The following is a 13,500-nucleotide window of genomic DNA, read 5'->3' on the forward strand; positions in this document are numbered from 1 at the left end:
AGAGATTGATTATTCTGTCTTTTGCTAAATTATTTAGTTCATGGGGAGTGGATCATGTATATTTTTATTTTCTAAACAGAACAGTAATAAAGATTGTAATAAGTAAGAGATAAATTTGAAAAAGAGGTTTCAATGAATGAGTCTTTTAATAAAGAAAACAATGGATGAAGAAAAGAAAAAAGTATTGAATCAAACTTTAGGTGCCATTGACCTAACTCTTTTAGGGATTGGAGCAATTATTGGTACAGGAATTTTCGTATTAACAGGTATTGTAGCGGCGAAACATGCTGGCCCAGCGATTGTATTATCGTTTATATTAGCGTCGATTGTATGTGCGTGCGTAGCTTTCTGTTATGCTGAATTTGCATCTACAGTTCCAGTTTCGGGAAGTGTATATTCATATACATATATGACACTAGGTGAGATTTTTGCATTTATCGTCGGTTGGTGCGTTATGTTGGAGTACTTATTAGCGACTTCTGCGGTAGCGGCAGGATGGTCAGCGTATTTTCAGTCATTGCTACTAGGATTTAATATTCACATTCCTACAATTTTTGCTTCGGCACCTGGTATGGGGAAGGGTGGAATTATTGATTTACCAGCAGTTCTTATTATTTTAGTTGTTACATTTTTATTAAGTCGTGGTGCAAAAGAAAGTGCACGAATAAATAATATAATGGTTATTATTAAGTTGGCTGTTATTGTAGGATTTATTGTTGTAGGAACACAATATGTAAAGCCAGAGAATTGGCAACCATTTCTACCGTTTGGTCTTCACGGTGTGGTAGGAGGCGCTGCTACTGTATTTTTTGCTTTTTTAGGATTTGATGCAGTTGCAACAGCCGCAGAGGAAGTGAAGCGCCCACAACGTAACGTGCCAATTGGGTTACTTGTTTCCTTATTCATTTGTACCGTTCTATATGTAGGTGTTTCATTCGTGTTAACTGGAATGGTTCCGTTTACGGAATTAAATGTTGCGGATCCGGTTGCATATGCGTTGCGCACGGTAGGAGAAGATAGAATTGCTGGATTGTTATCGGTGGGAGCAATAGCAGGGCTAACAACAGTTCTGTTAGTAGCTATGTTTGCATTTGTTCGTGTATCTTACTCGATGAGTCGAGATGGATTGTTACCAAAAAGACTTTCAAGTGTGCATAAACGTTTACAAACTCCATTTTTTAATACGTGGGTTACAGGTATACTAGCAGCTTTATTAGCGGGATTAGTGGATTTGAATTTATTAGCTAATTTAGTGAATATGGGAACGATAACAGCATTTGTGTTTGTATCTATAGCTGTCATTGTATTAAGAAAGACACATCCTAATATGAAGAGGCCATTCCGTGCGCCCCTAGTACCTTTTTTACCTATCGTTTCAATAGTAAGTTGTATATATTTAGCTTTGAACCTTTCTAAGCTTACTTTAATTAGTTTTGTGGCATGGATTATAATAGGTGTTTTCATATATTTTGTATATGCTAAAAAACATAGTAATGTTAGAAATGGAAATAGAGTATAGTCTGTTGAAATAATATTTGTAATGGAAATGAAAACACGCTACTTATTCATATAAGAACAAGTAGCGTGTTTTTGCTATTTAATAATCCCATTTTCTAAAATTTTAATAGTAGGTGCTACTTTCACATTAGCTTTTGAAAAGGCACTCGGCCAATCATCTTCAACTTGTTTCCATTCTTTATATTGAAACGCTCTCGCATAATCACCAAATCCGAATGGATCAAGTTGCTGTTTTTGAATTTTGTGGATTAAATCGTTTAAATCTTCGTTTAGTTGTTTTGTAATAAGTGAAGTTAATTTCTTTCTATCTTTGTCTATATCCATGTTGAATGTAAGTTCAGATACGGCAATTTTTAAATCCATTTTAATATTAAATTTGAAGTGATTATCGCTATAGTCTGTATGAATATCACGATTCATACTAAGAACATTTATTGTTGCGAAATCGCCACCATCTGTATCTTTTAAATCACTATTACTTTCAACTTGAGTAGAAGGGATCTTCATTGTAAGAGAAACTGGTGTATTGGCCTTCTTTTGTAATAAAAGAAGGAGGGCGCTTTCATAACGATTTAATGACATTTTATAAATTCCGCGAGAAGTTAATAGCGCGGAACCGGTAACGATAACATCTTTTATACCTTTTTTTATTTCTGAAATAGCAGGTGTTATACCTTTATTAAACGTTTGCCTATGAAATTCATGGAATGTCGTAAACACAGTTCGATTGTATAGTTTGTTCGTATTAATTAAATCTGTTAAATATTCAGGAAGAGCAGGCTTATCTTTAAAATTATTATATATAACGGAAGATATTGGACCATCTACCGCAACCATGCGCATATTTCCAGTATTTTTAGGATCACGATACCAAACATCAAGGTAAGGCATAGCTCCTTCTTGTTTTAAAAATTTCGTGCTAAATAAAATGAGCTGTAACTTTTCTGTAGATACTAAACCGCCACTTGAACTATTAAACGTTGCTTTTGCTTCTCGAGGTGTACGTACTTTCGCTTCATGAGTTTCGTACTTTTTCTCTACATCTTCATTAAAAATAGGGTTTACGTGGTACACAATTAATTTTCCTTTTGCTTTTGCGTCAAAACCGTAAATTAATGAAATCGATTGTTTTTCTAAATCGAGCCGATCTCCACAGCCTGTTAAAAAGGTTATGAGAAAGCAAAGTATAGTGAAATGAATAAAGGGTCTCATTTAAGTTTTTCTCCTTTTCCAATGCTGATAAAGTGTCATATATAAGAGAAATACGACTGGGAATAGAAAAACGATAAAATAACTTGAAGTTCCCCAAAAATCCCGTAACGCACTTATTTGATAAGAGGAAGGGATATAAAAGAATAGAACGAAAATACACCCGAATAATAAAAACCAAATAGGTAATGAGCTCCCTTTTTTGTTAAGTAATTGATTGATTCCATCTGAAGCAGTAAAAATATAAGGAATGCAAGAGTCAAAAATAATAAAGAGATAAAATGACAAAAAGATAATTTCAAACCGTTCAAGGAATGAAAAGTGAAATGGTGTAACAAGAGAAAGCGTGGGCCATAAAAACTTTGTTATACCATCCGGACTAAAATAAACAAAAGAGACGAACGTGACTTGAAGATAAACAAATAGCGTAATCAAATTCGCAAGAATAATTCCTTTTTTGGCAGATGATTTATTACTGAGATAAGGAAAAAGGACGAATGCAAACTCAAATCCGAGAAACGCAATAATAGTTGATTTTACTGTGTTGAAAACGGGTAGCCATCCCTCTTTAAGGAGAGGAAGAAGATAAATCCAATGACCATCTTTAAGTGGGATAAATAATAGCAAAGGCATCCAGAGTGTAAAGAAGACAGTAAAAACAGCATAGCGGCTAATAATAAGAACACCTTTACATGCGAGCATAAGCATTGGAATAGATAGTAACATCATGATTAAAAACATGGGGGATCTAGGTAAAATCCAAATGTGAATAACGTATAAGAGGGAAAAAATTAAGGAAACAGCTGCAAGAACAGCATATAAAATCCAAAAAATCATTACTACTCTTCCTAGCCACTTCCCAAGATAACGAGTCAGCACATCAAGTAAAGTATATCCAGGATGCTTTTCCATAATTTTTACAATACATAGACTGACTAATGTAGTAATAGCGCATCCTATAATGATAGACATCCATCCATCTGTATTCGCCCCTTGTGCAACTTCACGTGGCAGTGTAAGAACACCGAATCCTACTTGAACACCACTAATCGTTAAAATGTATTGAAATAAACTAATCTCCCTCTTTGCACGCTTTGTCACTTATCTTCCTCCGTTTCTTTTATATCGCTTTGTCGATTCTCTTGTTTTAAGTCAAGGGATAGTGGGCGTTTCTTCATTATTTTCCATGGTAAACGTACAAGAATATCTTTTAAATCCGAAGCAAATAACGGAGAAAAAGGACTACCATAAGGAACACCGAGAGATTCCATAGAAAGTATATGAATAATAATGATTGCCATCCCAACCATAATGCCAATGACACCAAATAAAGAAGCGATTATCATCATTGGGAATCGAAGAAGTCGAATTCCTGCAGACATTTCCATGTTAGGGATGATGAAAGAAGCGACTGCAGTAATAGATACGACGATAACCATAACATTACTTACTATTCCTGCTTGAACTGCAGCTTGTCCAATGACAATCCCTCCTACGACGCCAATCGTTTGTCCAACGGGACCAGGAAGCCGAACTGCAGCTTCGCGGAGCATTTCAAGTACTAATTCCATCAAAAGTGCTTCTAATATAGGAGGAAAAGGAATTTTAGCCCGAGATTCGCCAATCGTTAACAATAATTTAAGTGGAATCACTTCATAATGAAAGGAAATCATAGCAATATAAAGAGCGGGAGCAAATATGGCAATAAATAACCCAGTAAAACGAAGAAGGCGTATAAAAGATGGAATCAATGGTCTAAAACTGTAATCATCAATCGTTTGAAAAAAGGATGAAAAGGTCATAGGCCCTATTAATACGCCTGGTGAACGATCTACAACAACAGCGATTCGCCCATCCAGAATATGATGTGCTGTTGTGTCAGGGCGTTCAGTTATTGATAATTGCGGAAAGAGAGTATAGGAATTATCTTCAACAAACCCTTCTAATTCACCAGTAGTAATAATCGCATCCACTTTGATTGATTCGATGCGGCACGCCATTTCTTGTACAATGTCTTCGTTTGCAACATCTGCAAGATAAAGTAAAAAAACTTTAGAGGTTGCTCGTTCACCAACGGTAAATTCCTTCACTTTCAATTCGCGATTTGGAATATATCGACGAATAAGCGCGATACTGTCGCTTGCCACTTCATTAAATCCTTCATGTGAGCTTTTTATGGAGCTCTCTGTTATAGGTTCTTCAATGCTCCTTTTTGGTGCTGCTTGCGTATCAAGTTCTAAAGCAGATAGTTGCCCGTTTATAAATAAAATACTTTTGCCGTGTAAAAGAGATTGTTCAATGTCTGCCCACTGTTGAACTTTTTTAATATTTCCGATAGAAACAGAGGATTCCCAAAAATCTTCTTCATTCCATTCTTTAAATAAGAGAGGACGAAGAATGTTTACGTTAATAACAGTTTTGTCTACAAGTCCTTCCATATATATAAGTGCAGCTTCTTGGCCGTTTTTTAATGGGAAAGTGCGTGTTATTAATTCTGGAATCCCGCTAAACAGTTTGGACAAGTGCTTTAGGTTAAGTGGAAGAGAAGAAGAAATAGGTTTTTTTAATGTATAATCAGCTTGCTCTTGTACAGAAAAAGATTTTTCACCACGTATCCATTTATTAAAAGACCCCATTTATTCACTTTCTCCTTGTTGTGTTTTAGCTCGCTATTTGCAAGCTGATAATCGGTGGGGGACGAATGAAATCTCCACTGATTATAGTTTTGCTTTATATGGGTTATTATGGATAGTTCTATGAGGACATATGCGTATTTTAAATTTTATATTGTATATTTTAAAATTAAACGCTATAATTATAGTGTTAAAGATGGAATCGTGATATGACCTGTTATGAATCTATCGTTTTATTTATGAATAAATGGATTGGTATTTTAGCAAGATGTGCTAATAAACTACTCCACCATGATAATAACGTGCCGAAATGTGGTGCGTATATTTTCGTGGTGGAGTTTTTTTATTCTCAAAAAGGGGGAAAGACCATGAATGACAACATGGTTCATATTACAATTGACGGAAAAAAGTATACAGCGGAGCCTGGTTCAACGATATTGGGCGTTATTAATAAGAACGGGATTGAACATCCGCAAATTTGTTACGTGCCAGAGGTAGATCCTATTCAAACATGTGACACTTGTATTGTAGAAGTTGACGGAAAGTTAATGCGCTCTTGTTCGGCAGTAGCGACGGAAGGTATGAACATTGAACTGGCTTCTGGTCATGCGAAAGAAGCACAAACAGAGGCGATGGATCGGCTACTAGAAAATCATTTATTATACTGTACAGTATGTGACAACAACAATGGGAACTGTAAATTGCATAATACAGCGGAATTAATGGAGATTGAACATCAAAAATATCCTTACGAACCGAAAGTAGATGTAAGTGAAGTTGATATGACGCATCCATTTTATCGCTACGACCCTAATCAATGTATCGCATGTGGTCAATGTGTAGAGGTGTGTCAAAACTTACAAGTAAATGAAACATTATCTATCGACTGGGAAGCAGAGCGTCCTCGTGTTATTTGGGATAGTGGAGTTGATATCAATGATTCTTCATGCGTGAGCTGTGGTCAATGTGTAACCATTTGTCCTTGTAACGCTTTAATGGAGAAAACGATGCTCGGTGAAGCTGGATTTATGACGGGATTAAAACCAGATATTCTTGAACCGATGGTAGATTTAATTAAAGAAGTTGAGCCTGGATATAGCGGCATTTTTGCGGTATCAGAAGTGGAAGCGGCCATGCGTGATACTCGTACGAAGAAAACGAAAACAGTATGTACATTTTGTGGTGTAGGTTGTTCATTTGAAGTGTGGACGAAAGGGCGTAAAATCCTTAAAGTACAGCCTTCTTCTGATGCGCCAGTTAACGCAATTTCTACTTGTGTAAAAGGGAAATTCGGTTGGGATTTCGTAAATTCTAAAGAACGAATTACGAAACCTTTAATCCGTAAAAATGGAACGTTTGTTGAATCTACATGGGAAGAAGCGTTGAATGTAGTTGCAAGTAAATTAGGATCTATTAAAGAAGAGTATGGTAAAGATGCTATCGGTTTTATTTCTTCATCTAAAATTACGAATGAAGACAATTACGTTATTCAAAAATTAGCTCGACAAGTATTTGAAACGAATAATATTGATAACTGTTCACGTTATTGTCAATCACCAGCGACAGACGGATTATTCCGTACAATTGGTATGGGCGGAGATGCTGGAACGATTAAAGATATCGCACAATCTGGCCTTGTTATTATTGTAGGTTGTAATCCGACAGAAGGTCATCCTGTTTTAGCTACACGTATTAAGCGTGCGCATAAATTACACGGACAAAAATTAATTGTGGCTGATCTTCGTAAAACAGAAATGGCAGAGCGTTCAGACGTCTTTATTAGCCCGAAACAAGGAACAGATCAAGTATGGCTAATGGCTGTTACGAAATATATGATTGATCAAGGCTGGCACGATCAACAATTTATTGATGAGAATGTAAACTTCTTTGAAGATTTCAAAGGTAGTCTTGCAGAATATACACTTGAATATGCAGAAGAAATGACTGGTATTTCAAAAGAAACACTTATTCAAATGGCTGAAATGATTCGTGCTGCAGACGGTACATGTATCCTTTGGGGCATGGGAGTAACGCAAAATACAGGTGGATCTGATACTTCCGCTGCAATTTCAAACTTACTTCTTGCAACAGGTAATTATCGTCGTCCAGGTGCTGGTGCATATCCGCTTCGAGGTCATAATAACGTACAAGGTGCTTGTGATATGGGTACTTTACCAGGATGGCTTCCTGGATATCAACACGTTACGAACGATATGGAACGTGCGAAATTTGAAATGGCTTACGGAGTGAAAATTAATAGTAAACCAGGTCTTAATAATATTGAAATGCTTCATGCAATTGACGAAGGGAAAATGAAGGCTATGTATCTTGTCGGAGAAGATATGGCTCTTGTAGACTCTAATGCGAACCATGTACATGAAGTGTTATCGAGCCTTGAGTTCTTTGTTGTGCAAGATGTTTTCCTTTCTAAAACTGCTCAATATGCAGATGTTGTATTGCCAGCAGCACCGTCTCTTGAAAAAGAAGGTACTTTCACAAATACAGAGCGCCGTGTTCAAAGACTATATCAAGTGCTTCCTACGCTTGGAGATGCGAAGCCAGACTGGTGGATCGTGCAAGAAGTTGCGAATAAATTAGGTGCAAACTGGAGTTATAGTCATCCAAGTGAAATTTTTGCTGAAATGGCAAGTTTATCACCGCTATTTTCACAAGCAAACTATGAAGTACTTGAAGGATGGAATAGTTTCCATTGGGGAAGTTTTGATGGAGCGAATACACCACTACTTTTCCAAGATGGATTTAACTTCCCAGATAAAAAAGCTCGTTTTGCGATTGCTGACTGGGTACGTCCAGCTGAATTCCCAGCGGAGTTTGATCTTCACATTAATAACGGGCGTATGCTTGAGCATTTTCATGAAGGGAATATGACAAATAAATCAACAGGTATTCAAACGAAAGTGCCTGGTGTATTTGTTGAAATTTCTCCAGCACTTGCAAAAGAACGTGGAGTGAAAACAGGTTCATTAGTTCGTCTTATCTCTCCTTTTGGAGCATTAAAATTACGTGCACTCGTTACAGATCGTGTAAAAGCGAATGAGTTATATTTACCAATGAATTCTACAGATAATGAAACGGCAATTAATTTCTTAACAGGTCCTGCTGTGGACGTACGTACGAATACACCTGCTTATAAACAGACAAAAGTGCGTATGGAAGTGCTAGAAGTTGATGGCGAAAATCCGATGCCGAAAGCGAACCCGCGTAATAAAAAACGTCACCCTCAAGCTGGTATTGAGGTACATCGTAAGTGGGCACGTCCAGGGTATGTGCATTTAACGGATAAGTAGGAGGAGAAAAATATGGCTGCACCTATAAAAATGATTCAAAAACAAGAGTTAACTGAGGAAGAAATAAAACAGCAAAAATTAGATGATTTAAAAGAGCTTCTAGCTAATAATGAAGAGGCTTTAAATCAAATGTTTAATATAGTAGGGGAATTGAATGACATTGGAATGCTAGAAGCTGCAAATTCTATGCTAAAGGCGAAAGAACCAATCGCAAAAATAGTTCTCGGTCAAGTGACTCGCGAGCCTGTTACAAATTTAATTAATAATATGATGGGTGCTGCAGGTGCTTTAACAGAACTTGATCCGGAACTTACGAAAAAGCTTATAGGTAGCTTATTAGTAGGGCTAGAAGAAGGTAATGAACACCTAGAGAGTAATAAAAAAGTAGGGGTATTCGATCTTATGAAAGTATTGAAAGATCCAGACATTAACCGTGCCATCGGATTTGGGCTTCATTTCTTAAAAGGTATGGGTAAAGGGTTAAAAGACGAATAAACTTCATGAAGTGAACCTTTTCGCCCAAATGTTTATACAAAATAGTTTGGGCGGAAGGAGCATTTTGGTAAAATATATAATGAAGTAAAATGAGGCTTTTGGGAGGTATAATTGTATGTCAAAAAAAGTACATGAATTTAACGATATGATACGAAAACTTCGAAAGGAACTTTTCGGAAAAGGGCCAGAAAGAATTCATACTGTATTTGCTGAAAATATGGCAATTGCAACACTTTATGGAAACTTAACACCTACTGAAAAATTCATTTCAAGTACGATGGACGGTGCGGAAATGGTTCATATGGCTAGAACGAAAATGATTCAAGAAGTGTATGCTGCAAATTCCCGTGAACATTTGGAGGAACTTGTTGGAGCGAAACTAGTGAATTTGTTTTCAGATATGAAAGTAGAAGAAGATATTGCGGTTTCGGTATTTGTTTTTGATAAAAATATAACGTGAGAGAAGGATACTGATCGTGAAACCGATACAGGTAGAAAGAGAAATCTTTCGTTATGAACAAGGGGCGTTTAAGCATATAGAGGACAGCATTGTAACAGAGTTTCCAGTCACGATTAAAATGAACGGACAGGAGTTTGTTACAATGGTTAGTACTCCAGAATATATAGAAGACATGGTAATAGGCTTCTTAGCATCTGAAGGAATCATCCGGAAGTATGAAGATATTGATGACATATGGGTACAAGAGAAAGAAGGATTTGTACATGTCACGACGACAAAAGTAAATCCGTATTACGAACAAATGCAAAATAAACGTTACATTACTTCATGCTGTGGTATGAGTAGACAAGGGTTTGTTTTTGCAAACGATGCATTAAGTGCAAAGAAAATGAATGGTATCCATGTACAGGTTGGTGTAGGAGATTGTTTTCGATTAATGGAAGACATGCAGCAATCTGCGGAGACGTTTCGTCATACAGGCGGCGTTCATAATGCATCTTTGTGTGACGTGAATGGTATTTTGTTAAGCCGAATGGATATCGGTAGGCATAATGCGCTAGATAAAATTTACGGTTATTGTTTAAAAAACAATATTTCTATAAAAGATAAAATCATTGTTTTTAGTGGTCGTATTTCTTCGGAAATATTATTGAAGGTTGCAAAAATTGGTTGTGAAATTATATTATCAAAATCAGCTCCAACTGAGTTGGCTTTGCAGCTAGCAGAAGAATTAGGTATTACTACGATAGGATTTATTCGGAATGAATCCTTAAATGTATATACGCATCCAGAGCGTATTTTAAATATAAAATAAGTAAAAGCGAGGCAATAAATATGAAATCTGTCACATTAGACAAACTACAACGTCCTTTAAAGGATTTACGTATTTCTGTTACTGATCGCTGTAATTTTCGCTGTCGTTATTGTATGCCAGAAGAAATATTTGGTCCTGATTATTCGTTTTTGTCTAATGATAAAATTTTATCTTTTGATGAGATTGAAAGGATAACACGTATTTTCGTTTCTTTAGGTGTAAGAAAGTTACGAATTACAGGCGGAGAACCGTTACTTCGAAGAGGTCTTCCGCAGCTTATCGAGCGCCTTAATAAAATAGATGGTGTAGAGGATATCGGCTTAACAACCAATGGATCGTTACTTAAAAAGTTTGCTCCTGATTTATATAAGGCGGGTTTATCACGTGTGACAGTTAGCTTAGATTCCTTAGAAGAAGAGCGGTTTTTCTATTTGAATGGTAATAGAAGCAAAGTGCAAAGGGTTCTGGAAGGAATACAGGCTGCAGCTGAAGTTGGTATGAAAATTAAAATAAACATGGTCGTTCAAAAGGGAAAAAATGAACAGGACATCTTGCAGATGGCGCAATACTTTAAAGAAAATAAGCATATTCTTCGATTTATTGAGTATATGGATGTTGGAAATTATAACGGTTGGGAGTTAAAAGAGGTCGTCTCTAAACAAGAAATAGTAGATACGATTCATCAAGTTATGCCATTAGAACGGATAGAAGCGAATTATGCAGGTGAGGTTGCGACTCGCTATCGTTATATTGGAAGTGATGAAGAAATAGGTATTATTTCATCGGTAACAGATTCCTTTTGTTCGTCATGTACGAGAGCCCGTATTTCTGCAGAAGGAAAATTATATACGTGTTTGTTCGCTTCTAAAGGAAATGACTTGAGAGAACTGCTTCGATCTGGATACACTGACGAGGAAATAACATATATCGTACGCGATATATGGAACAACCGAGACGATCGTTATTCAGATGAACGCTTAAGTCATTCAAGTAAAAAAAGAGCACCTAAAATTGAAATGTCACATATTGGTGGCTGATATATAAGAGTGAGATGCTACGATGAAATATATACAAAATGGAAAATGTGCAATGTTTGTAGATTTTCTATTTTATAGTAAAAGTGATGATTGATATCTCTGTAAAAGATGTGCAGAGAAATTAAGCAGCATTCAAAAACCCTTATTTTGAGAAGGTTTTTTGAAGCTGCTTTTTTATTTGGAGAAAATGGAGGAATTAGTAATGGCATTTCATAAACCGGAACAAATTGCTGAGCTTGTAATTGAGGCCGGTGTTCAAAAAGTAAGTCAGACGTTGCCAGCGATGCTTATTCTCGGTTTTTTAGGAGGAGCGTTTATTTCGCTAGGTTTTTTACTTAACATTCGCGTTTTAGGTAATTTACCTGAGCGCTGGGGGAGTTTAGTGAATGTTTTAGGAGGAGCAGTTTTTCCTGTTGGACTCATGCTCGTCGTATTAGCAGGAGGAGAATTAATTACCGGAAATATGATGTCGCTGTCTATGGCGCTATATGCAAAGAAAATTACATTGGTCAGTGTGCTAAATAACTGGATTTGGATTACTTTCATGAATTTTGTAGGAGCTATTTTCGTAGCGTATTGTTTCGGTCATCTTGGCGGATTAACAGAGGGAGATTATTTAAATAAAACGGTAGCGATAGCGGAAGGGAAATTACATGAATCATTTGGGAGAACTTTAATTTTAGCAATTGGTTGTAATTGGCTCGTTTGTCTAGCGCTTTGGCTGGCTTATGGGACGAGTGATTTTGTCGGGAAAATAATCGGAATTTGGATTCCAATTATGGCATTTGTAGTGATTGGATTTCAGCAAGTAGTAGCAAATATGTTTGTCATCTCGGCAGTTATTTTTGCAGGTCATCTGACGTGGATGGATCTTGCTAGAAATTTTGTTCCTGTCTTTATCGGAAATGTAATTGGAGGAGCTGGATTTGTTGGATTTGCTTACTTTGCTTGTTATCAAAAACAACATGCTAATATGAAAAAGAGTTCTTGAGAGGAAGGGTGCGTAATGGCTGAACGGTATTCACGACAACAGTTGTTCAAACCGATTGGGAGTAAAGGGCAAGAAAAAATTCGAAATAAACATGTGTTAATTGTAGGAGCAGGCGCATTAGGAAGTGCAAGTGCCGAAAGTTTCGTACGTGCAGGTATTGGCAAGTTGACGATTATTGATCGTGACTACGTTGAATGGAGTAATTTACAAAGGCAACAATTGTACTCTGAACAAGATGCGAGAGAGAAACTGCCGAAAGCAATTGCTGCTAAAAATCGGTTAGAGCGAATTAATTCGGAAGTACACATAGATGCCTTCGTAATGGATGCAAGTGCAGAAAACATGGAAGACCTATTAAAAAATGTAGATGTAATAATTGATGCAACAGATAATTTTGATATTCGATTTGTAATAAATGATTTATCACAAAAACATAATATTCCTTGGGTATATGGTTCTTGCGTTGGATCGTACGGTATGAGTTATACGGTTATTCCGCAAGAGACACCGTGTTTACATTGTGTGCTGAAGAACGTTCCTGTTACAGGTGTGACATGTGATACCGTCGGAATTATTAGCCCGACTGTTCAAATCGTCGCAGCATATCAAGTGGCGGAAGCACTCAAAATTTTAGTCGGAGATTTCTCGGCAATTAGAAAAACATTTTTCATGTTTGATATATGGAGTAATCAAAACCATTTTATAAAACTAGGGAAAATCAAAACGGACGATTGCCCCTCGTGTGGTTTGAATCGAACTTATCCTTATTTATCATACGAAAACCAAACGAAGGTGGCTGCTTTATGCGGAAGAAATACAGTGCAAATTAGGCCAGTAGAAAATAGAAAGTACGATTTTGACGATATGGAAAAGGTATTAAACAAACTAGGGAAAGTAGAGCGGAATCCGTATTTACTATCTTGCCAACTAGATGATTACCGCGTCGTTATTTTTCGGGATGGTCGTGTTTTCATTCATGGTACAAATGATATTTCGAAAGCGAAACAATTATATTATCGCGTATTCGGTTAATAG

At 36.6% G+C, this 13,500-nt stretch carries 11 protein-coding genes; 8 read left to right on the forward strand and 3 right to left on the reverse strand.

The genetic code is table 11. The annotated features are described in order from the left end of the window. Positions 1 to 136: 136 nt before the first annotated feature. The gene (locus tag QCI44_RS10045) at positions 137 to 1,519 is read left to right on the forward strand and encodes an APC family permease (protein ID WP_016086849.1); all 1,383 of its coding nucleotides are present in this window, start codon (positions 137 to 139) and stop codon (positions 1,517 to 1,519) included. A 74-nt stretch (positions 1,520 to 1,593) separates the two neighbouring features. Here QCI44_RS10045 and gerSC read toward each other — a convergent pair whose 3' ends face one another. From gerSC to gerSA, 3 genes are read right to left on the reverse strand one after another with little or no spacing between them, the layout of a single operon-like run. Then, positions 1,594 to 2,730 carry a spore germination protein GerSC gene (gene gerSC, locus QCI44_RS10050; protein WP_016086850.1) on the reverse strand — a complete coding sequence of 379 codons (1,137 nt, stop codon included), beginning with the start codon at positions 2,728 to 2,730 and terminating at the stop codon, positions 1,594 to 1,596. Beyond that, a complete protein-coding gene (locus QCI44_RS10055; protein WP_016086851.1) occupies positions 2,731 to 3,828 on the reverse strand; it encodes an endospore germination permease in 1,098 nt (365 codons plus the stop codon). Next, positions 3,825 to 5,363 carry a spore germination protein GerSA gene (gene gerSA / locus QCI44_RS10060; protein ID WP_098412923.1) on the reverse strand — a complete coding sequence of 513 codons (1,539 nt, stop codon included), beginning with the start codon at positions 5,361 to 5,363 and terminating at the stop codon, positions 3,825 to 3,827. Before gerSA ends, QCI44_RS10055 begins: the two co-directional genes overlap by 4 nt. A 365-nt stretch (positions 5,364 to 5,728) precedes the next feature. On the opposite strand from gerSA, the gene fdhF reads away from it, so the two are divergent. The 7 genes from fdhF to QCI44_RS10095 all read left to right on the forward strand — a co-directional run bounded on the left by fdhF (position 5,729) and on the right by QCI44_RS10095 (position 13,497). Then, entirely contained in the window at positions 5,729 to 8,668 is a 2,940-nt protein-coding gene (gene fdhF, locus QCI44_RS10065; protein ID WP_353811102.1) for a formate dehydrogenase subunit alpha, read from the forward strand. Between the two features lie 12 nt (positions 8,669 to 8,680). Beyond that, positions 8,681 to 9,163, forward strand: a complete 483-nt coding sequence (locus QCI44_RS10070) for a helical membrane plugin domain-containing protein (protein ID WP_000729894.1) — start codon at positions 8,681 to 8,683, stop codon at positions 9,161 to 9,163. 115 nt (positions 9,164 to 9,278) lie between these two features. After that, positions 9,279 to 9,623, forward strand: coding sequence for a Na-translocating system protein MpsC family protein (locus tag QCI44_RS10075; RefSeq protein ID WP_000039582.1), 345 nt, complete (start codon positions 9,279 to 9,281; stop codon positions 9,621 to 9,623). Between the two features lie 16 nt (positions 9,624 to 9,639). Beyond that, a complete protein-coding gene (gene fdhD / locus QCI44_RS10080; RefSeq protein WP_016135120.1) occupies positions 9,640 to 10,437 on the forward strand; it encodes a formate dehydrogenase accessory sulfurtransferase FdhD in 798 nt (265 codons plus the stop codon). Between the two features lie 20 nt (positions 10,438 to 10,457). Next, positions 10,458 to 11,474 (forward strand): GTP 3',8-cyclase MoaA, encoded by a 1,017-nt coding sequence (gene moaA / locus QCI44_RS10085; RefSeq protein WP_016135119.1) that lies wholly within the window; start codon positions 10,458 to 10,460, stop codon positions 11,472 to 11,474. Positions 11,475 to 11,676: 202 nt separating this feature from the next. Next, positions 11,677 to 12,465 carry a formate channel gene (locus tag QCI44_RS10090; protein ID WP_016086856.1) on the forward strand — a complete coding sequence of 263 codons (789 nt, stop codon included), beginning with the start codon at positions 11,677 to 11,679 and terminating at the stop codon, positions 12,463 to 12,465. A 15-nt stretch (positions 12,466 to 12,480) separates the two neighbouring features. Beyond that, complete coding sequence (locus tag QCI44_RS10095; protein ID WP_016135118.1) at positions 12,481 to 13,497, forward strand: molybdopterin-synthase adenylyltransferase MoeB; 1,017 nt, start codon at positions 12,481 to 12,483, stop codon at positions 13,495 to 13,497. Positions 13,498 to 13,500 lie beyond the last annotated feature (3 nt).

Origin of the sequence: Bacillus cereus group sp. RP37, from assembly GCF_040459695.1 — a bacterium.
Lineage (GTDB): Bacteria > Bacillota > Bacilli > Bacillales > Bacillaceae_G > Bacillus_A.

Coding starts and splice junctions, on each gene's coding strand:
- QCI44_RS10045 (WP_016086849.1), top strand. CDS start 137: ATGAGTCTTTTAATAAAGAAAACAATGGATGAAGAAAAGAAAAAAGTA.
- gerSC (WP_016086850.1), bottom strand. CDS start 2,730: ATGAGACCCTTTATTCATTTCACTATACTTTGCTTTCTCATAACCTTT.
- gerSA (WP_098412923.1), bottom strand. CDS start 5,363: ATGGGGTCTTTTAATAAATGGATACGTGGTGAAAAATCTTTTTCTGTA.
- fdhF (WP_353811102.1), top strand. CDS start 5,729: ATGAATGACAACATGGTTCATATTACAATTGACGGAAAAAAGTATACA.
- QCI44_RS10070 (WP_000729894.1), top strand. CDS start 8,681: ATGGCTGCACCTATAAAAATGATTCAAAAACAAGAGTTAACTGAGGAA.
- QCI44_RS10075 (WP_000039582.1), top strand. CDS start 9,279: ATGTCAAAAAAAGTACATGAATTTAACGATATGATACGAAAACTTCGA.
- moaA (WP_016135119.1), top strand. CDS start 10,458: ATGAAATCTGTCACATTAGACAAACTACAACGTCCTTTAAAGGATTTA.
- QCI44_RS10090 (WP_016086856.1), top strand. CDS start 11,677: ATGGCATTTCATAAACCGGAACAAATTGCTGAGCTTGTAATTGAGGCC.
- QCI44_RS10095 (WP_016135118.1), top strand. CDS start 12,481: ATGGCTGAACGGTATTCACGACAACAGTTGTTCAAACCGATTGGGAGT.